The organism is Selenihalanaerobacter shriftii (genome assembly GCF_900167185.1).
GTDB lineage: Bacteria > Bacillota > Halanaerobiia > Halobacteroidales > Acetohalobiaceae > Selenihalanaerobacter > Selenihalanaerobacter shriftii.
The window spans coordinates 1-20,389 of the sequence record NZ_FUWM01000018.1; the positions used below are offsets into that span (position 1 = coordinate 1).

Below are 20,389 nucleotides of genomic sequence, written 5' to 3' on the forward strand. Positions count from 1 at the left end.
ACATAAACTTCTCTATCAGACCAATCTGCGTTTTTAAAAGTAGTTAAACCCTTTTTTATTTCTCGGCTTATTGTTGTCCTATGACAGTTCATTTCTCGGGCTATTTCACTATAATTTTTATTTTGCTTATTATATAAATGAGCAATAATCTTACGAGCTCCTAGTTTTAAATGTTTCCCTTTTTCTCTTTCTATGATATAATTACTTTGACGCATATTTGTGCCTCCTTAATGTTTAAGTGTGGTTACTTAACATTTTATCAGAGGAACAAGTATGTGTCATTTTTTTATTAGCCCGTGCATTTAATTATACAATGCACCAATCTTTTTTTAAGTACTAATCCAATATACTAGTTAAAATCTTATTATTTTCATTAATATAATATTACAGTTTAATAATATATATTCCTAATTTATTAATAAATCTACATTTCTCCTTGCTTTTTTAACTTTAAGTAACGCTTATACGCTTTTTTAATCTTTAAAAAATCATGCCAAGTTGGTTTCTTCCAGCTTTCATTACGCAAAAGTGCTGCTGGATGGAAAGTAGGTAAAAAATAATACCCATTTCTCTCTACCCATTTCCCTCTTAATCTAGTTATCTTTCCATTAGGGTTTAATAATCCTTTAACCGCTATGGAACCTAGCGGAACAATAATAGTAGGTTCTACCATTCTAATCTCTTGTGCTAAAAACCAAAGACAGCTTTTCATCTCCTCTATTTCAGGATTGCGATTCCCTGATGGTCTACATTTTACTATATTACTGATATAAACATCTTCTCTATTAATTTCAGCCGCTTCTAATATTCTATTAAAGAGTTGTCCCGCTTTACCCACAAATGGTGTCCCTTTTTCATCTTCAACCTTACCCGGACCTTCTCCTACAAACATTAAACCTGCTTTTGGATTACCAGTTCCGAACACCAATTGATTACAATTTTTATGTAGAATACATCTTTTACATTGTACTGCAATCTTTTTAATTTCCTCTAAACTATTAAACCTTCTTTCAATATTATTATTCTTATCGAATAAACCTAACTGCTGACCTTCATTATAAAATAACACTACCAGTCACCTCTATTTATCTAATTGCTAATAGCTACAATTAATTATTTACTATAACTACTATTCTATAATCAACACCATTTTCCTCCAATTAAAAAAGGTCAGTATTTCTACTAACCTCTTATAATATATGCTTATCTATATTTTTATGAAGTTTACACTCTTACTTAGAGGATTACTAAATTTTCTATTCACATAATTAAACTTGCTATCTTTAATACATCCCCCTTCTTTTAAAAACTTCTCTAATTCTGAATAAACTTTCTCAAACTCTTCATGATTGCTCAATAATCTTTGTTTAAAAAAATGATCTCCAATAATAGCTAAGAGTTGATAGTTATCATCTTTCAATTCTTTTAGCCTACGATTCTTTAGATTAAATGAGTTTTTATAAAGTTTGATCTGTTTTTCATTTTCATTATATTTTAAAACAGAATCTATTTTCATTTGAAGTTCAGATATTCTATTTTTAAGTTGACTACGAATTTGTAAGTTATTGATTACTGTAGTCATTAACTCTTTCAACTCAGAAGATAATTGATGATTATGTTCTAAAATTATTAATGGATAACTATTAATAGATAATTTCCCTAATAAAATCAGCATGTTCTTTATTTCGCAATCGCTAATATTATAATCTTTCAATACAAGCATCAATCTACCAACTCCTACTCAATCCTTTTTTTGGCATGATTTAACAGTAATTTAATACTTCGACAAAATATTGAGATATTCCTTCAAGAAACAATAAAATAATCTACACTTTATTAAAGGACACTACTAACTAACAAAGAACTTCATAATAAAGCATCAATCCATGGAGGTAAATATAATATGAAGATATCACTAAAATTATTCAAACAATATCCTTTTTAAAAGAGAATAATTTAAATATAAATAATTCAAGTATTAAACTATTAGTAGATTTTTTAAGTACACAACCTGATATCACCTCTGACTTACAAAAAGTATTTAAACAAAATATTAATACAGTAGAAGTACTAAAGAATTTAAAGCCTGATATTAGTTTGAAAGCTTTTTTGTATCAACTTAAAGATAATAATTCGAACAACTCAAATCAACCCTTAAATAAAGCCATATATAATTTAACCAGTCAAAAATTAATTATGCATCAAAATGATAATCAAGATACTACTTTTCTCTATTTGCAATTACCTCTAAAAATGGATAATGATGAATTAAGTAAATGATATCCCTATTTATGAAGATCCTGCTTTAATAGATAATTTACTTCAATTGAAATTGAATGAAGAAATACCTGAAGAACTTTATCAAGTAGTAGCTGAAATTTTGAGCTTCATTTATGACCTAAATAGTGAAATATAAATATTATCCTTTATTCTTAAATTGACAACTTTCATTAGTACAGTCTAAGCATGGTTCATAATCATCAACATCTAAATCTTCACCTTGACCAATAATGAATAATAAAGATTTTTGAGGAACTAAAGCTTGAGAAGAAGTTATATTAACTCCAATATCTTTTCCAGACCCTAATTCAAAAAAATATTCTTGGTCATTTATATCCCAATCTCCTTCTCCTGGACTATAATAACCACTAACTCCTAATCCCATTGCTATACTACTATTTCGTACTATATGCCAAACTTCTTTTGTTATTCTATCTAATAATCTATTACCTACTAAATCTAAGATAGTTGCTTCTAAATATTCATTTTTTTTAAAAGACTGATTAATCTCTTCATCTATTTTAGAACCAATAGTTACTAAACTTACCATCGCTTTAGTGGCACCATCTAATTTATCAGTTAAATAAGCCGACTCTATTTGGTAAGAATCATTTAAAATAATTATATTTTCATCTGGCTTAACCAGTATCTCTTCAATTTGATGACTCGTAGCTTCAAAATCCACTAGCTCTTCACCTTTAGTAATCATCTTATTTACTACTTCCCTAATCTGTGGTTTTGCCTCATTTGCTGATTCATAACCATATAACTTCAATATCTCATCTTCAGTAATATCAACCTCTAAATCAAAATTCCCCATACATACTCAACCCCTACTTAAGCTATTCTTCTTTAAGAAAATAATCACATAAATGACTTACTGGACATTCTTGACACCTTGGCTTACGTGCTTTACAGATTTCTCGTCCATGAAAAATAAACCAATGGTGAGCAACAGACCATAATTGTTTAGGAATATTATCCATTAATTCCTTTTCAGTTGCCAATACTGTATCACTATTAGCTATTCCTAAACGATTAGTTACTCGAAAAACATGGGTATCCACAGCAATAGCATCAAAATCAAATGCACAACTTAAAACCACATTGGCTGTTTTACGTCCAACTCCTGATAATTTCATTAATTCTTTTCTACCTTGTGGTACTCTAGAATTATAATCTTCAACTAATTTATGACAGGTTTTAATAATATACTTTGCTTTGTTTCGATATAGACCTACTCCTTGAATTTTATTAGATAACTCATCAGGAGTCACCCCTATAAAATCTTCAGGTTCTTTATAATCCTCAAATAATTCCTTTGTCACTTTATTTACTTGTTTATCTGTTGATTGAGCAGAAAGAATAGTAGCAATCAATAATTCAAAAGGTGTTTCATAATCCAATTCAGTTTCTGGAGCAGGATATTTATTATCTAATATCTTTAAAATTTTTTCAACCTCTTCTGCAGTCTTCACTACTTCCACCTCATTACTCTTAATTATAAGTTTTCAATTAACCATTGCAAAGTTTTATTTAATACTTCCTCTTCCCAATCAGAATTATTATAAGTATGATCTGCCCCAGCAACTATATGTTTCTGACATTCTTCAGCAATAGAATTATCATAATATGCTTCTGTATTCTCTACTGGAACTACTTCATCTTCACTACCATGAACTAAAAAAAGTAGGTTTTTATACTTTTTAATTCTTGATAAAGGATTGATTTCATTAATTTCATTTACAAAATCTTTACCTAATTTTGAGCCATCTAAATCTATATACCCTTGCTCATCTAAAGTCTGTAAGGCATTGTCTTTCGGTTTTTGTGCTAAGAATACTTTTTGAATCTCAGCCACTGCTGACCATAAAACTAAAGCTTTAATATTTTGCGACTTAGCTGCTGTACAAGCTGCAACTGCTCCACCTAAACTTAATCCTAATAGTCCTAACTGAGATGAATTAACTTCGTCTAATTGACTAATTAACTCTACTGCTTCTAAAGCATCTTCTACCTGTCCCGAAATGGTAGTCTCTTTAAAATCACCAAAACTATCTCCAGAACCACGATAATCAAACCTAAAAGCTACGATACCGTTTTCAGCTAAATTTCTAGCCATCTTAACAAATATTCGATGAGGCCCTATTTTATTACCCTTAAACCCATGACAAAGAATAACTGCTGGTTTAGGATAATCAGTCTTGCAGTCTGGAATATGCAAAATTCCTAACATTTTTTTTGCACCCTTACCAAAAAGAACGGGCTTTTCCAAAGTCTATCACTCCCTTGTGAAATAAATTATATCATTTTCAGACTTTTAATTCAAAGAAAAAATTGGATATTACTTGACTTGATGACAGTTCCTACATCTAGCTTCATATTTTTCATCAGCACCAACTACTATAATCGGATCATCGACACTAGCTGGTTCTCCATTAATTAACCTTTGATTACGGGTAGCAGGATTAGAACACTTTACACATACAGCATGTAACTTAGTAACATATTCCGCGCGAGCCATCAATTCCGGCATAGGCTCAAAGCCACGCCCAGCAAAATCCATATCTAAACCAGCAATAATTACTCTATAGCCTTGATCAGCTAAATCTACAACTAACTCAATTAAGCCATTATCAAAGAATTGTCCTTCATCTATAGCTATTACATCAATCTTATTATTTATTTTTTTAAAACGTTTCTCAATATCTGAAGAATCATCGACTATCTCAGCCTTGATCTTATTGCCATTATGGGTTACAACTTCATTATCACTATATCTATCGTCAACTTTTGGCTTAAAGATTACCACCTCTTGTTTAGCAATTACTGCCCTTTCTACTCTTCTAAGTAATTCATTGCTCTTTCCTGCATACATAACTCCTGTTATTACTTCTAACCAACCTGAATTTACTGAACCATAATATCCGTGCATTAAAACCAGCTCCCTATAGTAACATATGTAAGTTATCTTTTATATTTTATCGTTTTTAATTATATACTAACTTGCTTACTTTTTAAAGAGATACTTTAAATCATTCTACTTTTTTATCTAACCCCTTTAACTTAAAAGTTATAAATAGAATAATTGGTAAAATAATTAAATAAAACTTACCTATATAGTTAATATACCTCATTAATCTAAAAGCCTTATCTATTGTTCCAGGTAATAATGCCAAAAAGTAAGGCGGAACCATACCGGGTAAAATTAATTGTTTAAACTCCTTATAATTAAAAAAATGTGCTAATCCTAGCCCATTTCCTACAAATGTTAGAACTAAAGTAGTTGTAAAAGAAATTGTAGCCCAAATAGCTATAAATAGACTACCTATCCTTTCAAGAACTGGAACTTCTATTGAACTTAGAATACTAATGATTGGCCAGGTCATATATCCTAACTCCACATATCCAACTGCTGCTATAGTGAAGGCTACAAAACTAACAAAGATAACTACAACCGTTGTAATCCCACTTATTGTTGCTGAAAGAACTTTATCTCTATCAGAACTCTTTATATATGGATATAATAGATACATCATCTCTAAACCTAAAAATGAAGATGCTCCATAACCGATTAACGAACCTTGAGTTATCTTATATAAGCCAGAATTAAAGACTGGCAATATATTACCTAAATCAAAATGAGGTAATGAAACGGTTAATAATAAAGGTATGGCCAGAAAAATCAAAGCTGGCATAGTAATATATTCATTAAATCTAGCTATCGGTTCTATTCCATGTCTAATTAGATATGCTGGTATTATTAAAGTTGAAAGTAACAAAATTTCTATAGGAGTTCTTGGAATTAAAAATGGCTTAATAGCAGAACTAAAGAGTCTAATATTAATTGAAGTTATTAATAAAAAATATAATAATAAACCACTACTTAATAACTTACTTAAAACTTTACCAAAAATAATCTCACTATACTCAATAAAAGTAAGATTAGGAAATGCCGAATTAATTCTAACTAAAAGATACATATTAAAGATAACAATTAATCCACTAGTAATCGGTAAAATCCAGCCATCTACCCCAGCAACTTCTGTCATAAATCTGGGCATAATTAAAGTATTAACTCCTATTAGAATACTAATTATCATAATATATAACTGCCGCGAAGAAATCTTATCATCTGGATCTATCATAGCCTTCACCTACCTAATCACTTTTCTTGTCTTTAAATCTGTCCTTTAAACTTCTTTTTGTTTAGCTGACGTTTTTGTTCCACAAACCAACTTCTATGCATATCTTCTTCAATAGAATTCCTTATTAAAACATCTAATAATCCTTGATCTTTTACTTCATTGATTAATTTATAATAATCATGCGCTGCTCTAGATTCTAACAAAATATTAATATTAAATAGATTAACTGTTCCAAACATTGTAGTTAATTCACTAAATGGTTTACCAAAAATTGGGCCTATGATTTCTCCTACTCTACTAGGCTCAGATCCTAATTCCCTAATGCTTTTTTTTATATTTTCCACATGACCTTTTTCTACATCAGCTAAATGCTTTAAAACTTCTTTAATATAATCATCATTACTGGCTCTATGCTGTTCTTCATATAATGTCACCTGTTCTAATTCTAAAGTATAAAACCAATTTAAAGAAGCAAGCAATAACTTTTTATTCATATAATCACTCCAATGTTAAGCTTATCAATCTTATTTTAAACCGTTTCTGCAAATATAATACATTTTTGAAAATTAAAATTAAGAATAAAATAGGAGTAATCGTTAAAACTAAAGTTGTACTAATTTTGATAATTTAATTGAAGGAGAGAAAAATATGGGTAATGATCGTTACGATGCTGTAATTGTAGGCGCGGGTCCAGCTGGTGCATCAGCAGCTCTTTTATTAGCCCAAAATAACTCATCAGTTGCATTAATAGAACGAGGAAAAAAACCTGGAAGCAAAAATATGTTTGGTGGTAGCATTTATCGTAAACCTACTGCTAAAATCATTCCTGGATTTTGGGAAAAAGCTCCTCTAGAAAGAAGTATAGTTACCGATGAATTATGGTTAATGGATAAAAATTCAGCAGTTAAAGTTGGATTTACAGGCTTAAAATTTAATGAACCTCCATATAATAAGTTTTCAGCCATTAGGTCTAAGTTTGATGCTTGGTTTGCTAATAAAGCAGTTGAAGCCGGAGCTAATTTAATGACTGAAACTTTAGTAGATGATTTAGTATATGAAAAAATTGGCTTACTTAAAAAGAAAGTAAATGGGGTAAAATTAGATAATGGAGAAATTATCTATGCTGATGTAGTTTTAATTGCTGAAGGAGCCAGTGCAAACTTAACTCAAAAGGCAGGTATGCGAGGTAGAATAGAAGCTTCAAGTTTAACCTTATATGTTAAAGAAGAACTAGCATTACCACCTGAAATTATAGAAGCTCGCTTTAATTTAGAACCAGGAGAAGGAGCTAATCTAGGAATGATTGGTTACCCTACTTCTGGAGTTATTGGGAAAGGTGGACTATGGACTAACAAAAAATCTATATCTCTAATTACAGGTGGCTATCTAAATCAAATTAATGCTAAAGGAATTAGTCCTTATCAGTTACTTAGTCGCTTTAAGAAGCATCCTTTAATTAAAAGACTAATTGCAGGTGCTGAATCTATAGCTTATAAGGCTCATGTAATCCCTAAAGGTGGTTATGAAAATGTACCACAGCTTTATGATGATGGTTTACTAATTGCAGGCGATGCTGCCATGATGATTAGTGGCCGTAGAGGATCTGATATAGCCATGTTAACTGGTCTGTATGCTGCAGAAACAATAGCCCAAGCTAGAGCAGCTGAAGATTATAGTGCTAAAGTACTTAAGGGTTATGAAAAAAGAGTTATGGATAGTTTCTTTATGAAAAGTATTAAAAAGAGTAAATCCGCTAAAAAATACTATAAAGATCACCCAGATGCCGATTATCTATTAACCAAAGCTGCTAATGATGCCGCTTATCGTTTCTTTGAAGTGGGTGTTGAACCATCAGAACAAAAAATAAAAAAAATAAAGAAGGAAATTCTTAATATGGAACCTACTAAAAAGCTCATTACTGACTTATACTATGGTTTTAAAGACTGGGGGATATTCTGATGTCTAATTTTTTAAAAGATCAAAAATCACCACTAGATAGTGTAGAAATTATAGCAGATGACATATCTCATATTGATATTAAAAATAAAAAGGTATGTTTAAAAAAATGTGAGAATAAACCTTGCACGTATTACTGCCCTACTAGAGTTTACTCTTGGAGCGGGGAAGATACTGAAATAAAAGTCGATTATACTAGATGTGTTGAATGTTTAGCCTGTCCCCAAGGATGCCCTTATAATAATATTGCCTGGCAATTGCCTAAAGGCGGTTATGGTGTGAACTATCAAAGATAATGTAGGAGGATTGAATTAATGGACAAAAAATATAAAAAAATGTTAACTGCTTTCGCTGCTGTACCATTTTTAATGGTATTAGGAAATTCAATGCTGATCCCTGAATTTCCTAAAATCAAATCTGCATTAGATATAAATCAATTCCAAGTAGGCTTACTAATTACTCTATTCTCTGCTTCAGCGGGAGTCGCAATCCCATTCTTAGGGTATTTATCAGATAGAATAGGTCGTAAGAAAATAATTATCCCTTCTTTATTATTATATGGTTTAGGAGGATTAATAGCTGGATTAGCTGCTGCTTTTTTAGATGAGAATGCTTACAAGGTGATTTTAGTTAGTCGAGTCATTCAAGGTATTGGTGGAGCTGGTACAGCTCCTATTGTAATGGCTTTAGTTGGAGATATTTTTACTTCAAACCAACGAAGCGAAGCATTAGGAATTATTGAATCAGCCAATGGATTAGGAAAAATATTAAGTCCTATTTTAGGAGCAACTATTGCTCTAGTTTCTTGGTCTGCTCTCTTTTTCTCTTATGCTTTCTTATCCATTCCTATTGCTGCTTCTATTTGGTTTTTAGTTGAAGAACCTTCCGATAATATTCAAAAACAGTCAATAGGAGAATATCTTAATAATATTAAGCAGATATTTAAAAAACGAGGTGTTTCTCTTTCACTAAGTTTATTAGGTGGTATGATAGTTCTCTTTCTTTTATTTGGAGTTCTTTCTTATTTATCAGATATTTTAGAAACACGATATGATATTAAAGGATTAACTAAAGGGTTAGTTATCGCTATTCCTATCACCTTTATGTCTACTACCTCCTATTTAACCGGTCTTTATCTTAAAAAGAAAGGAAGATACTTTAAGCATGCTTTAGCTTTAGGATTAATAATTAATGCTATTATCTTATCTTTGTTACCTTTTATTCGAAATATATATTTATATATGGGAACCATCTCAATTCTAGGAATTGGTAGTGGGTTAATCTTACCAACGGTTAATACTTTAGTTACTAGTTCTGCCCCTAGTGAACAACGAGGTGGTATCACTTCACTTTATGGTAGTGTTAGATTCATAGGAGTCGCTTTTGGACCACCTACCTTTAGTTTGTTAAATAGAATTAGTGAAAAAGCTATGTTTTTTGGAGGAGCTAGCATCGGAGTATTAGGTTCTATTTTAATCTTTATGTTCCTAGATGAAAGTAAAATAATTACAGATGATAATAGTGATAGTGATAGTGATAATAGCAGTAGTAAGAATTAACTAATCATCTTTACTATTATTTTTATAATCAAAAAAGTATCCATAATTATCTTTTCTCTTTTCCTTCTTCTTAATTGGATGATTAATGATTAACCAAAGTAATCCTGAAAATAATAAGAACCATACTATAACCATTGATTTCCTTCTTGCCTCCTTATCTTAATTAATTAAAATTTTAAATAACTTTAAAAAGAAGGCTGTCACTCCACCAGCCATCAGTGGACCAACAGGAATACCATCTAAAAATATGATGCCGATTAAGGATCCCAATACCATACCAATAATTAATTGTGGCTTATCTTCTAATAAATTTAATCCCATTCCATTTAATTGAGTTGCTAATAGCCCACCAATTAATGCTAAAATCCCTAAAGGGGATTTAAATACATTCATTAGTTCTGATAAAGCTTTAGAATTAGTTATCAAAGGAGCTAAAACTGCTAAAATCAAGAATAATAGTCCAATATCTAAACCCTTATCTTCCAAAATCGGAAATATAGAATGAAGTTGCAAAAACTTTAATAAAAATAAAATTACCGCTGCTAAAGAAAGCAAATCAGATTTAGCTAAAACACCTAAAGCAAAAATAATAAAGATTAAAATGTATTCTTTTCCCAAGCCTCCCACCTCTTTAATCATCTAATCTTGGCTAATTATTTTATCATTAACACAAATTGGAACTTTTGAAAGAATATCCTCCTTTATAGAATAGTCTACATCAGCTTTTTTACCTAAAGAAATTAACCTAGATCCATTTTTACTATTACTTAAAACTCTGAATAGATTATCCTTATTGATAAAATAAGTCTGATAAGCAACTAAACTTAAATCAGTTAACTCTAAATCAACACTTAAATCTCTTAACTTATAAATTAAAGCTCCAGCAGTAATAAAATCTTCTAATGAAAATTCCCCTTGAGTTCCTGCACAACAAATAATAACTTCTTTAATCTCATTAATCTCTTGGGCGACAGCTTTTAAATTAATTATGGAAGCAATAATTATCTGCTTGGAATCCTTTAAATTTAATAACATTTTAGTACCATTCGTAGTAGTCAATACTAATTTTTTACCTTTAATTATCTTTTCAGTATAACTTAAAGGAGAATTTCCTAAATCTAATTCAGGCATCTTCTCCCCTGACCTTTCTCCAGCTACAACTATGTCCTCATCCTGAGTATTATAATTTAATGCTTCCTCAACACTTTTAACCGGAATCACTTCTTTAGCTCCATTTGATAAAGCTGTTACGATGGTGGTAGTAGCCCGAAAAGTATCAATTGCTACCGTTACTTTATCTGTTATCCTTTCTTTATTGATTTGCTCCACATTTAATACTATATCTATTTTCATTTAAATCAATCTCACTCCTACCCAGTTTATTTTAGCTTTATACCACTAAAGCTTAGTTTAAAATTCATCTATATCATTATCTTTCTGTAAAAAAGCAGTCTTAAATATTGAGTCCTCTTCTGAAAGAGATGTTTTAAAAGTGTCACCTCTCACTCCTACACGTAATGATTCTAAAGCTAAAATATCACTAGGTGCTATATTACCTAGATTAACATTAGAACCTAAAGCATTAATAAATTTAACCTGTTGTTTCTTAAGTGGTGTCTCCCACATAATATCATTTCCGTCATAAGCTCCTAATAATAGCTGTTCCATCTTAAATTCATCAAGTTCTCCTTCAGAATTATAAATTGAAATCCCTTTTCCAGATTCTCTAGCCTCCACTATTACTTTATAAGCACCATCATCTATATCTTGCTTTAATTGTTTGATCATTTTAGACATTTTAAACTGCTTTTTCTTATCCTTTTTACCTATCTCACTTAAAACTTTAAACTCTAAATCAACTGCTTTTTTAATAATTGCTGATCGTAAACTACTAGTTAATTCAATAGTTCCATCAGAAACTTCTATAGCAGTAAAACCTAATTCTTTAGCTCTATTTAGGTACTCATCTAATTTCCCTTGAGTAACAGCCACTTCTAAGTAAGTACCTCCAGGATAAATATCTATCCCATAAGACTTGATTAATTCTATCTTTTCTTCTAATACTTTAGGTCGATATAAAGCTGAAGTACCAAAACTTAACTTGTGAAAATCTATATAGTTAGCTGCTATCTCTAATAAATCCTTAGTCTGGTTTAATCCTAAACCTTTATCTAAAATCATAGTTAAACCAATATCTCTTGGCTTAGCTTCTCTCCCTTGTAAAGGAAAATCAATATCTACTCCCCATCCATTATTAAACTTTTCGCTCTTCATAACTAATCACTCCTCATATTATTATCAAAAATAATAATAAAATTCAACCATTTAAAGTTTAGTACCCAAAAGAATTAAAGCTACACCCGCCCCAATAATTATAAAATTTAAAGCTGATATCTTATCTGCAATTCCTATTAAACCTAAAGTTGTTACTAATACTAAGACTACAGGCCCTACCATAGCTAAAACAGAATTTATTTGTAAAGCCCTTTCTACTGTATTAAACTTTAACATTAATAATGCCGCTGTAAATTCAATAATCCCCGAAAGTATCCTTAATAAAGACATACTAGCTACTATCTTATTTTTAATGAAGATCATTTAGTTTAATCCTCCATCTTTTATGACTATTTAACCCTAGTATATTTATACGCAAACAAAATAAAAAAAGAACCCATTAAAGAGTTCTTTTGCCTAAATCCCTATTCTATTCTTTAACTTTTAACAATTATATCTTAATTCAAATAACCTTTCACCTAAGTTTATTATATAATCTAAGCCCTTTTTATTATTTTCAAGATTATTTAACCAATCTTTAGGAATCTTATCAAATCCATGATACGCTCCCGCTATAGCTCCAGTCATAGCACCAACAGTGTCTGTGTCTCCACCTAAATTTATGGCATAAAGAACAGCATCTCTAAATTCATTTAAATTAGCTAAGAAAGAATAAATAGAAGTTGGAACTGAATTAAAGACTCTTGTATCACTACCTAATTCCTTGGCTACTTGCTCTTTATTAGGTTGGTCATCTAAATATTCATTTATTAATCTAAACTTATGTGAAAACTCTTTTGAATCTAAATCTAAAAGTTTCGATAAGAAATTTAAGTAATTTTCTACTGAGAAATCACTATCAGAAGCTTGGTTAATTGCATATCCGACAGTTAAAGCTTGTAAGGTAGCTCCAGTTTTACCTAAAGGATGGGCATGAGTAATTAAACTAGACTTTTTAGCCTTTTCTTTTAATTTCTCATAATTATCATGGTAAAAAACACCTATAGGTGCTACTCGCATGGCAGATCCATTCCCAAAAGAACCATTGCCAAATACATACTTACCAGCTTCCTGCCAAGAAGTACCTGCTTTAATATTATTTAAAGCCTGGATAGTTCCCGAGCCGTAACCTCGATCTAAATTAAGATTAGTTATAAACTTATTAGCCATATCTTTTCCATCAAACCCGTTAACTGCTATTAATGATTCAGCTACACCAATCATCATTTCAGTATCATCAGTATAAGTACCTGAACCTAACCTAGCCTCTAACATATGTTCAATATGACCATACTCTGCTTCAATCTGATTTAAAGAATACCCTTCCACTGCCATACCTAAAGTGTCACCAACAAACGTTCCTACTAAAGCGCCAATAAACTTATCTTTTAACCTTTGTCGCTCCAATATTCATCGCTCCTTCCCTCATATATTAAGAGTTAAGAGCATATGATCAGTAGTTTTTCATAAATTTAATGATATCTTTTGCAATCTTTTGTAAATTATCTGATTCAATTTCTAATGCAAAACTTCCCCATTTATCCTGTGAATACTTATACATTGGATCATAATACTCTGTTAAAAGAATTTTGACTACCTCTTTTAACTTTCCCTCCTTAGCAATTTTCACTAATTCTCTATAACCTTGCTTACCTACTCGCTTGACTATATATTTTTGTATTGCAGATAATGACTCCAACAATCGGTCAATAAATAATTCTGGTTCCTGATTATAACTATTTACATATTCATCAAAGATCCTATTAACCCTTGCCTTTAGAGAACTTTCTATTAAAATATGTACTCCATCATCCATAGCATCTAAAAAGAAATCAGGTAAAACTGAAATTCCTATCCGCTTACTTTCAGCTTCCACGGCAATTATTTTTTCACCATTTAATTCTTCTAATCTTTCCCAAAGTACAGAATCAAACATTTTTTGATTAGTCGGTTCATCTAAACCTATACTGCCAAAGGCAGAACCTCTATGATTAGCTAAACCTTCTAAATCAATAATTGGCATCCTAACTTCATCCAACTCATAAAGCAAATCTGTCTTTCCTACTCCAGTATAACCATGAATAACTAGTAATCTACTCTGTAAATCATACTCTTCTAACCTATCTAAAATAAAATGTCGATATGATTTATAACCTCCATCAAGTTTATAGAGTTTCATACCAACTATCTCACTAATCACCCCTATACTCTCACTTCGCAGTCCACCTCGAGCACAAAAGAGAATTACATAATTATATTTCTTAGCTATCTTTTTGATCTTTCGTACTAATTCAGGTAATTTAGGAGCTAATAAATCTACTCCTAACATTCTAGCTTTTTCTGGACTTTCATTAGTATATACCTTCCCAATCTTTTCTCTTTCCTTATTATTAAAGACTGGAATATTAATAGCATTTGGAATAGTAGACTCAGCAAATTCTCCTGGTGACCTCACATCAATATATATTGTAGATTCTTTCTGCAATGCTTTTTCATAACTTATTAATTCCATAATTCACATTCCCCTAATATTTAATTTATATACTCTTCAACAACAGTTTCTTTAAAAATACTAGAACTCCTTCTTTATCATAGCTTTTTCATATGTATTAGTAGTACCTTTTAACTTATAATATTATTATTACCTAAAATATCTTTATCTAATACTTTCTTTCTAATATCACTAATAACTACTTCTCCACTTTCCATAAGGGTTATGTAATCAGCTAAGTACTTTATTTGATATAAATCATGTGTGATTAATAAAATAGTCATTCCCTCTGCTACTAATTCAGTAAATAATTCATTAAAAAACTGATTACTCTTATAATCCAAATGAGTAGTAGGTTCATCTATAAACAAAATTTCAGGTTCAACAATCAAAGCCCTAGCAATAGAAACTTTTTGTTTTTCTCCCCCAGATATTTCTTTACTATCTTTTTTTAACAAATGAGAAATTTTTAAGTTAGAAGCTAGCTTATTAACTCGATTATTAATTTCATTCTGAGCTACTTTACGTAATTTTAAAGGTAAACCAATATTCTCTGCTATTGTTCCATTATAAAGATAAGGCTCTTGCCAAATAACTGAAAATCTCCTTCTTAATTTCAATAACTCAGACTCTTGTTTATTTATTACCTCACCTCGATAACGAAGTTGACCTTCATATTCCTTATCTATTAAGCTTAATATTCTTAATAATGTTGTTTTTCCACTTCCATTAGATCCTAGTAATAGATTAAAAGCATTTTCATAAAGTTTAAAATGATCAAGATCTAACACCTGTTCGTCACCATAATGTTTAGTAATCCTTTCCGCTTCCAAAACTGTTTCTGTAATATTCTTCATCTCTTATCACCTGTCTGAAAATAATAAATTAAGAAATTAACTAAAAATGAGATAGATAATAGAATCATTCCTAAAGCTAAAGCAAAACTAAAGCGACCTTTATTAGTTTCTAAAGCTATGGCAGTAGTAATCGTTCTAGTCAATCTTCGAATATTTCCTCCTAGCATCATAGAAACTCCGACTTCACCGATTACTCTCCCATAAGCAGCAATCGTAGCCCCAATAATTCCATACTTCGCTTCAGAAATAAGCAACCAAAACCTTTGAGTTCCGGTTGCTCCTAAAGCAATGGCTGTTTCATACATTCTATCATCTATATCGTGAATAGCATTTCTAACTAATGCTACTACAATAGGTAAGATTAAAATAACTTGTCCTATAATAATTCCTTGGGAAGTAAATAAGAGGTTAAATTCACCCAATACTCCTTGATGGGATATTAATGAATAAACAATCAAACCAACTACTACCGTTGGTAAACTTAATAATGTATTTAGGATACTATTAAATAAATACTTCCCTTTAAAATCTATCTTGCTAATTAATATTCCTACTGGAATTCCTAGAAATGAAGCAATTATAGTAGAGATAGTCGATAATTTAACTGAAGTCCACACTATCCGTAATACTTCTAGATCTAAACTAATTATTAAGTTTATCGCTTCTTTAACCCCTCCTAATAAATATCCCATATTGCTTTTCCTCCTAGATTATTTAATATTAACTGGTTTTATAGCTGATGGATTAAATAAACGTTTACCAAACTTAATATAATTTTTGATAATACGTTGACCTTGTTGTGAAGTTATGTAACCAACTAAAGCCATGGCATCTTGATAATTAACATGTGGATATTTCCCTGGATTAACTGGAATGATTCCATAAGGGTTATATAATAACGAATCTCCTTCTACCATAATCTTCAAATCTAACTTCCCTTTATAAGCTAAGTACGTTCCACGGTCTGTTAAAACATATGCCCTCTTTTCGTTTGCTATATTTAAACTTGCACCCATTCCCTGTCCTGTTTCAAAATACCATCTTCCTCTTGACTGAATTCCTGCTTTCTTCCATATTGATAACTCTTTTTTATTAGTACCTGAGTCATCTCCTCTAGATACAAAGCGGGAATTACTATTAGATATCTTTTGGAATGCCTTAGTAACATCTTTCATACCTTTAACTCCAGCTGGATCATCTTTAGGTCCAAGAATAACAAAGTCATTATACATTACATCACGACGATTCACCCCATAACCTTCATTAACAAACTTATTCTCTGCTTTTTTGGCATGGACTAAAATAATATCAGCATCTCCATTTTCAGCTAATCTAATAGCCTTTCCAGTTCCCACAGAGACTACATCTACTCTAACATCAAACTGCTTTTCAAATGGCGGTAACAACTCATTTAATAACCCAGAATTTTCTGTACTAGTAGTTGTTGCTAAGATGAGTCTACTGTCCTCTTTAGCTTGTACATTTCCAACTGCAACGCTACTAAATAATACCAACAACATTAAGACAAATGACCATTTTTTATAATTACTAAATAATCTATTCACTATTAATCTCCTCCTAAATTTCGTTATGTTTTTTTAGACATAATGACTACAAAACTTAACCTTAAAATAGATCAGTAAACTTATTTTTAAATATTTTCTGAACCTTCTGATTAATTAATTCTTCGTACTCCTGATACTTTTTCATAACCTTTTTAGCCTTTGAAGTTAATTCAGTGCCTCCACCTTTACTTCCTCCTACTTTAGTCTCCACTAACTTAAAGCCTAATCTTTCTTCACTAGCTTTAATCTTACCCCAGGCAGCACGATAAGACATATTTAACTCGTTGGCTGCTTTATTAATTGAACCTAATCTATCAATCTTTTCTAATAAAATTAATCTGCCAATTCCAAAGACTATTTCATCATCTACTTCTAACCATAACTTTATTTTAGGTTCCAAATTTATTTACCACCTCCTATAAAGGAATCGTTATGTCTACCATGACATAACATTATTTCTACAAAAAATAAAAAATCCCTTCCAATTTTATTAATTAATTGGAAGAGATGGAATAACAATTTAATTATATATTATAAATCTAAACAATATTTTTCTCAATCTCTGATAATTTTTCCTTAGCCTTAACTAAATTATCATCAAGTTCTAAAGCCTTTTGATACTCATTCTTAGCTTTTTTTAATATATTCCACTCCGCTTCAACATATCCTTTTACATATAGAGATTCATTAAAATCCCCTCTTAAACAGTGATAAACCGCATTCAAATGTCTGATTAAATACCTATCTCTTTGCTGGTCTTCATTTAAATTATTATTATTAAATATAATTGCAATCTGCATTAATAACTTTTGAATATCAGAAACATCACTACTAGTAACTTCAGATAGATAATCTATCTTTTGAGAAACCTTATTTAACTTATCATAAATTCTATTAAATAAATGCCAAGAATAATCAGGATTTAAATCAAATCTCTCTTTAATCTTTAAATAAATTTCATCCTCTTCTACGGAATATATGAATTCTAAGATATCATCTCCATTTTCAATAAATCGATATACTTCTGAAAGTTTTTGAGAATTATCCTGTAACTTTGTTAATAATTGAATTAATTCTTCTAATGTTGAATTTAAGGACTTCATTCTTGAATTAACTTCTTCATCCTGTGGTAATAAATCAATTATTAAGTCTTTAGTAAAATTAAGCTTATCTAGATAAGCAAATCGCAAATTCAATTCGCTTAAATCTACTCTACATTTGCAATTCAAGCTTTTTCCTCCTTAAAATCTAATAATTTTACTAAACTATTCACTATTTAGTGTTATTCTCTACTAGTAATAGAAGTCCTTCAATTCACTAATAAAAGATTATAAATTCAATGTAAACATTCCAGGTAATTTCTCCTTGAATCTATTATCATCACTTAAACCTTCTGATAGAGGTAAAATCGGCCCTAAATTAGACTTATTCTTTAAATCTTTTACTTTTAAATCTTTAGTTAATATGTTTTCTAATATTCTTGTGCTACTCATAATTCTTCTTTCTTCTTTTAAAACCTTAAATGCTAAGTCTCTAATCTTTTTATTATGATCTACTAAATTTAACTCAAATCCTTGTTTTTTAACATCAACTATTTCATATTTGAAATTATTAACATCTAAAATTTTAATTATCATTCTATCACGAGGCCTAATCATTTCATTATTATAAAGTTTTTTCATAATAAAAGTTCTTTTATCTTTTCGTGAACACTCATACTCCCTACCTTTAATATTAAAGATTAATCTTTTTTCTTGGATATATCCTGGAAAATATAATTCATGATCGTAATTAACATTTAATACTCTTCTCTCATATTCTAAAGGACTTAGAGAATAAATAAATGTTAATCCATTTAATAACCATTCCATTAAGCCCCAATAACCATCTCCCATTCGAATAAATAGATTGTGAGCATAAATACAAGATTGAACAGACCCCGGATTCTTAACTTTCTTTACCTTACTTATTTCCTCATATATTTCTTTATAATGTAATGGGGCCGCATTTTGAGATAAAATAGCATAAGCCATATCAGAAATTGTCATCACTTTTGTTAAATCATAAGCTTCAGACATAATTACACCTCCAAATAAATTTTAAATTATTTTATATTACTTATTTCTGGTCATCATTATATTTTACCTTCATTTTTTTGAAATAATTACATTTATTGGAGGAGAAAACATAAAAAAATGGATAGATTTTTAAATCTATCCATTCAACAAGTTATTATATGCTTTAATACAGTAATCTATCCCTGAAATTAAAGTTAATGGTATAGCCAAAAAAGAAAAATACTGAAACATTTTCCATTTAATTATATAAGCAAAAGCTGTTACATAAAGAGAAAATGTAGCATATTTACCAAACTTACTTGGATTGATTATATCAGCTTTATTGGAATAAACTAACATAGCCCCAAGTAGAATAATCCCTTCTCTAGCAAGAACTATAACTAAAACCCACGTTGGAATCAAATTATTTATAGCTAATGCAACAAATACTGTAATCATCGTTAATTTATCAGCTAAAGGGTCTAACAATTTTCCTAATTCTGAAACCTGATTATAAGTCCTAGCTATATATCCATCAAAAAGGTCTGTTAGCCCTGATAAAAAAAATATGATTGCAGCTACCAATAAATGATATTTAAATTGCACAAAAAAAGCAAATAGGAATATGGGAATTATTAAAATTCTGCTAAAAGTCAACCTATTAGCTATATTCATTTGTAATTCCTCCTGCCTCTTTCACCTTCACTAATTTTACCTTCATTCATTAATATATATATTTATATATTAAAAATATATACTTATAAACTTATTATCAATTAACCTTTATATTAATTCTAGATGAAAGATTAGAATCCTTCTTTAAATTAATAACTAATATTTAATAGCAAATCTTATATGGTCACCAGTATAATCAATCCATTCTGTATCTACTTCTTCAATTTCAGCTCTAGTAGGTCCTACTTCTAAAAAATCAATTAATTGTTCTAATGAACCTTCTTCACCTTCTGCAACTACTTCAACTTCATTACCTCCTAAATTTCTTATGTAACCTGTAAGACCTAATTGAGTTGATTTTTGATGAGCAAAGGTTCTATATCCTACCCCTTGTACTCTTCCTTGTATTGTAACTCTAACTGCGCTTTTATCCGACATATTTAATTACCACCTTTCAAAATAATATTCAACACTTTTCAATATTAAGGTGCCTAAGTTTATTATTCCCATAAAGTGCACTTTTAATA

Annotated in this window: 28 protein-coding genes; 4 read left to right on the forward strand and 24 right to left on the reverse strand. The window is 30.1% G+C overall.

Annotated features, from left to right (window positions below; genetic code table 11):
* The 3 genes from B5D41_RS10085 to B5D41_RS10095 all read right to left on the reverse strand — a co-directional run.
* Window positions 1–215, reverse strand: a 215-nt coding sequence (locus B5D41_RS10085) for a helix-turn-helix domain-containing protein (RefSeq protein WP_143555697.1), incomplete at its 3' end; no start/stop codon positions are given.
* A 209-nt stretch (window positions 216–424) separates the two neighbouring features.
* Window positions 425–1,069, reverse strand: coding sequence for a uracil-DNA glycosylase (locus B5D41_RS10090; RefSeq protein WP_078810508.1), 645 nt, complete (start codon window positions 1,067–1,069; stop codon window positions 425–427).
* 138 nt (window positions 1,070–1,207) lie between these two features.
* On the reverse strand, window positions 1,208–1,726 hold the full coding sequence (locus tag B5D41_RS10095) for a hypothetical protein (protein ID WP_143555698.1): 519 nt from the start codon (window positions 1,724–1,726) through the stop codon (window positions 1,208–1,210).
* A gap of 561 nt (window positions 1,727–2,287) precedes the next feature.
* Between B5D41_RS10095 and B5D41_RS13985 the strand changes: the two genes are divergently transcribed.
* Window positions 2,288–2,416: an EscU/YscU/HrcU family type III secretion system export apparatus switch protein gene (locus tag B5D41_RS13985; protein WP_268794144.1), complete on the forward strand. Its 129-nt coding sequence runs from the start codon at window positions 2,288–2,290 to the stop codon at window positions 2,414–2,416.
* Window positions 2,417–2,419: 3 nt separating this feature from the next.
* Here the strand turns inward: B5D41_RS13985 and B5D41_RS10100 are convergent, their stop codons facing one another.
* The 6 genes from B5D41_RS10100 to B5D41_RS10125 form a co-directional block, all read right to left on the reverse strand.
* A complete protein-coding gene (locus B5D41_RS10100; RefSeq protein WP_078810510.1) occupies window positions 2,420–3,100 on the reverse strand; it encodes a hypothetical protein in 681 nt (226 codons plus the stop codon).
* Window positions 3,101–3,122: 22 nt separating this feature from the next.
* Window positions 3,123–3,767, reverse strand: coding sequence for an endonuclease III (gene nth / locus B5D41_RS10105; RefSeq protein WP_234983933.1), 645 nt, complete (start codon window positions 3,765–3,767; stop codon window positions 3,123–3,125).
* Between the two features lie 14 nt (window positions 3,768–3,781).
* Window positions 3,782–4,555, reverse strand: coding sequence for an alpha/beta hydrolase (locus tag B5D41_RS10110; RefSeq protein WP_078810512.1), 774 nt, complete (start codon window positions 4,553–4,555; stop codon window positions 3,782–3,784).
* A 69-nt stretch (window positions 4,556–4,624) separates the two neighbouring features.
* Window positions 4,625–5,215, reverse strand: coding sequence for a thymidine kinase (locus B5D41_RS10115; RefSeq protein ID WP_078810513.1), 591 nt, complete (start codon window positions 5,213–5,215; stop codon window positions 4,625–4,627).
* A gap of 100 nt (window positions 5,216–5,315) precedes the next feature.
* The gene (locus tag B5D41_RS10120; protein ID WP_078810514.1) at window positions 5,316–6,428 is read right to left on the reverse strand and encodes a GerAB/ArcD/ProY family transporter; all 1,113 of its coding nucleotides are present in this window, start codon (window positions 6,426–6,428) and stop codon (window positions 5,316–5,318) included.
* A gap of 32 nt (window positions 6,429–6,460) precedes the next feature.
* Entirely contained in the window at window positions 6,461–6,922 is a 462-nt protein-coding gene (locus B5D41_RS10125; RefSeq protein WP_078810515.1) for a ferritin family protein, read from the reverse strand.
* Between the two features lie 154 nt (window positions 6,923–7,076).
* Here B5D41_RS10125 and B5D41_RS10130 point away from each other — a divergent pair, with 154 nt between their 5' ends.
* Genes B5D41_RS10130 through B5D41_RS10140 form a run of 3 tightly spaced genes read left to right on the forward strand, consistent with a single transcriptional unit; the run spans window position 7,077 to window position 9,943 of the window.
* Complete coding sequence (locus B5D41_RS10130; RefSeq protein ID WP_078810516.1) at window positions 7,077–8,387, forward strand: FAD-dependent oxidoreductase; 1,311 nt, start codon at window positions 7,077–7,079, stop codon at window positions 8,385–8,387.
* On the forward strand, window positions 8,387–8,680 hold the full coding sequence (locus B5D41_RS10135; protein WP_078810517.1) for a ferredoxin family protein: 294 nt from the start codon (window positions 8,387–8,389) through the stop codon (window positions 8,678–8,680). Before B5D41_RS10130 ends, B5D41_RS10135 begins: the two co-directional genes overlap by 1 nt.
* A gap of 18 nt (window positions 8,681–8,698) precedes the next feature.
* Window positions 8,699–9,943 carry an MFS transporter gene (locus tag B5D41_RS10140; RefSeq protein WP_078810518.1) on the forward strand — a complete coding sequence of 415 codons (1,245 nt, stop codon included), beginning with the start codon at window positions 8,699–8,701 and terminating at the stop codon, window positions 9,941–9,943.
* Here B5D41_RS10140 and B5D41_RS14490 read toward each other — a convergent pair whose 3' ends face one another.
* From B5D41_RS14490 to B5D41_RS10210, 15 genes are all read right to left on the reverse strand, one after another.
* Window positions 9,944–10,078 carry a hypothetical protein gene (locus tag B5D41_RS14490; RefSeq protein ID WP_268794143.1) on the reverse strand — a complete coding sequence of 45 codons (135 nt, stop codon included), beginning with the start codon at window positions 10,076–10,078 and terminating at the stop codon, window positions 9,944–9,946.
* Between the two features lie 24 nt (window positions 10,079–10,102).
* Window positions 10,103–10,561, reverse strand: a complete 459-nt coding sequence (locus tag B5D41_RS10145) for a DUF441 domain-containing protein (protein WP_143555699.1) — start codon at window positions 10,559–10,561, stop codon at window positions 10,103–10,105.
* Window positions 10,562–10,582: 21 nt separating this feature from the next.
* The gene (locus B5D41_RS10150; protein WP_078810520.1) at window positions 10,583–11,296 is read right to left on the reverse strand and encodes a 2-phosphosulfolactate phosphatase; all 714 of its coding nucleotides are present in this window, start codon (window positions 11,294–11,296) and stop codon (window positions 10,583–10,585) included.
* 57 nt (window positions 11,297–11,353) lie between these two features.
* On the reverse strand, window positions 11,354–12,217 hold the full coding sequence (comA, locus tag B5D41_RS10155) for a phosphosulfolactate synthase (RefSeq protein ID WP_078810521.1): 864 nt from the start codon (window positions 12,215–12,217) through the stop codon (window positions 11,354–11,356).
* A 51-nt stretch (window positions 12,218–12,268) separates the two neighbouring features.
* Window positions 12,269–12,541 (reverse strand): YqhV family protein, encoded by a 273-nt coding sequence (locus B5D41_RS10160; protein ID WP_078810523.1) that lies wholly within the window; start codon window positions 12,539–12,541, stop codon window positions 12,269–12,271.
* A gap of 120 nt (window positions 12,542–12,661) precedes the next feature.
* The gene (locus tag B5D41_RS10165) at window positions 12,662–13,624 is read right to left on the reverse strand and encodes an ADP-ribosylglycohydrolase family protein (RefSeq protein WP_078810526.1); all 963 of its coding nucleotides are present in this window, start codon (window positions 13,622–13,624) and stop codon (window positions 12,662–12,664) included.
* A 46-nt stretch (window positions 13,625–13,670) separates the two neighbouring features.
* Entirely contained in the window at window positions 13,671–14,729 is a 1,059-nt protein-coding gene (gene mnmH / locus B5D41_RS10170) for a tRNA 2-selenouridine(34) synthase MnmH (protein WP_078810527.1), read from the reverse strand.
* 110 nt (window positions 14,730–14,839) lie between these two features.
* Window positions 14,840–15,565 carry an ABC transporter ATP-binding protein gene (locus B5D41_RS10175; RefSeq protein ID WP_078810529.1) on the reverse strand — a complete coding sequence of 242 codons (726 nt, stop codon included), beginning with the start codon at window positions 15,563–15,565 and terminating at the stop codon, window positions 14,840–14,842.
* Window positions 15,562–16,257, reverse strand: coding sequence for an ABC transporter permease (locus B5D41_RS10180; RefSeq protein ID WP_078810531.1), 696 nt, complete (start codon window positions 16,255–16,257; stop codon window positions 15,562–15,564). The genes B5D41_RS10175 and B5D41_RS10180 overlap by 4 nt, the downstream gene beginning before the upstream one ends.
* A gap of 18 nt (window positions 16,258–16,275) precedes the next feature.
* Window positions 16,276–17,130, reverse strand: a complete 855-nt coding sequence (locus B5D41_RS10185; RefSeq protein WP_234983934.1) for an ABC transporter substrate-binding protein — start codon at window positions 17,128–17,130, stop codon at window positions 16,276–16,278.
* A 61-nt stretch (window positions 17,131–17,191) separates the two neighbouring features.
* Window positions 17,192–17,530 (reverse strand): winged helix-turn-helix domain-containing protein, encoded by a 339-nt coding sequence (locus tag B5D41_RS10190; protein ID WP_078810532.1) that lies wholly within the window; start codon window positions 17,528–17,530, stop codon window positions 17,192–17,194.
* A gap of 139 nt (window positions 17,531–17,669) precedes the next feature.
* The gene (locus B5D41_RS10195; protein ID WP_078810534.1) at window positions 17,670–18,359 is read right to left on the reverse strand and encodes a hypothetical protein; all 690 of its coding nucleotides are present in this window, start codon (window positions 18,357–18,359) and stop codon (window positions 17,670–17,672) included.
* 99 nt (window positions 18,360–18,458) lie between these two features.
* On the reverse strand, window positions 18,459–19,208 hold the full coding sequence (locus B5D41_RS10200; protein WP_078810536.1) for a winged helix-turn-helix domain-containing protein: 750 nt from the start codon (window positions 19,206–19,208) through the stop codon (window positions 18,459–18,461).
* Window positions 19,209–19,343: 135 nt separating this feature from the next.
* Window positions 19,344–19,862, reverse strand: a complete 519-nt coding sequence (pgsA, locus tag B5D41_RS10205; RefSeq protein WP_078810537.1) for a CDP-diacylglycerol--glycerol-3-phosphate 3-phosphatidyltransferase — start codon at window positions 19,860–19,862, stop codon at window positions 19,344–19,346.
* Between the two features lie 156 nt (window positions 19,863–20,018).
* On the reverse strand, window positions 20,019–20,300 hold the full coding sequence (locus tag B5D41_RS10210) for an acylphosphatase (protein ID WP_078810538.1): 282 nt from the start codon (window positions 20,298–20,300) through the stop codon (window positions 20,019–20,021).
* Window positions 20,301–20,389 lie beyond the last annotated feature (89 nt).

Excerpts from the sequence above, each read along its gene's own strand:
- B5D41_RS10160 (WP_078810523.1), bottom strand. The coding sequence starts at position 12,541 with ATGATCTTCATTAAAAATAAGATAGTAGCTAGTATGTCTTTATTAAGG.
- comA (WP_078810521.1), bottom strand. The coding sequence starts at position 12,217 with ATGAAGAGCGAAAAGTTTAATAATGGATGGGGAGTAGATATTGATTTT.
- B5D41_RS10100 (WP_078810510.1), bottom strand. The coding sequence starts at position 3,100 with ATGGGGAATTTTGATTTAGAGGTTGATATTACTGAAGATGAGATATTG.
- B5D41_RS10140 (WP_078810518.1), top strand. The coding sequence starts at position 8,699 with ATGGACAAAAAATATAAAAAAATGTTAACTGCTTTCGCTGCTGTACCA.
- B5D41_RS10125 (WP_078810515.1), bottom strand. The coding sequence starts at position 6,922 with ATGAATAAAAAGTTATTGCTTGCTTCTTTAAATTGGTTTTATACTTTA.
- B5D41_RS10200 (WP_078810536.1), bottom strand. The coding sequence starts at position 19,208 with ATGTCTGAAGCTTATGATTTAACAAAAGTGATGACAATTTCTGATATG.
- B5D41_RS14490 (WP_268794143.1), bottom strand. The coding sequence starts at position 10,078 with ATGGTTATAGTATGGTTCTTATTATTTTCAGGATTACTTTGGTTAATC.
- B5D41_RS10180 (WP_078810531.1), bottom strand. The coding sequence starts at position 16,257 with ATGGGATATTTATTAGGAGGGGTTAAAGAAGCGATAAACTTAATAATT.
- B5D41_RS10210 (WP_078810538.1), bottom strand. The coding sequence starts at position 20,300 with ATGTCGGATAAAAGCGCAGTTAGAGTTACAATACAAGGAAGAGTACAA.
- B5D41_RS10120 (WP_078810514.1), bottom strand. The coding sequence starts at position 6,428 with ATGATAGATCCAGATGATAAGATTTCTTCGCGGCAGTTATATATTATG.
- B5D41_RS10130 (WP_078810516.1), top strand. The coding sequence starts at position 7,077 with ATGGGTAATGATCGTTACGATGCTGTAATTGTAGGCGCGGGTCCAGCT.
- B5D41_RS10115 (WP_078810513.1), bottom strand. The coding sequence starts at position 5,215 with ATGCACGGATATTATGGTTCAGTAAATTCAGGTTGGTTAGAAGTAATA.
- mnmH (WP_078810527.1), bottom strand. The coding sequence starts at position 14,729 with ATGGAATTAATAAGTTATGAAAAAGCATTGCAGAAAGAATCTACAATA.
- pgsA (WP_078810537.1), bottom strand. The coding sequence starts at position 19,862 with ATGAATATAGCTAATAGGTTGACTTTTAGCAGAATTTTAATAATTCCC.
- B5D41_RS10175 (WP_078810529.1), bottom strand. The coding sequence starts at position 15,565 with ATGAAGAATATTACAGAAACAGTTTTGGAAGCGGAAAGGATTACTAAA.
- B5D41_RS10135 (WP_078810517.1), top strand. The coding sequence starts at position 8,387 with ATGTCTAATTTTTTAAAAGATCAAAAATCACCACTAGATAGTGTAGAA.
- B5D41_RS10150 (WP_078810520.1), bottom strand. The coding sequence starts at position 11,296 with ATGAAAATAGATATAGTATTAAATGTGGAGCAAATCAATAAAGAAAGG.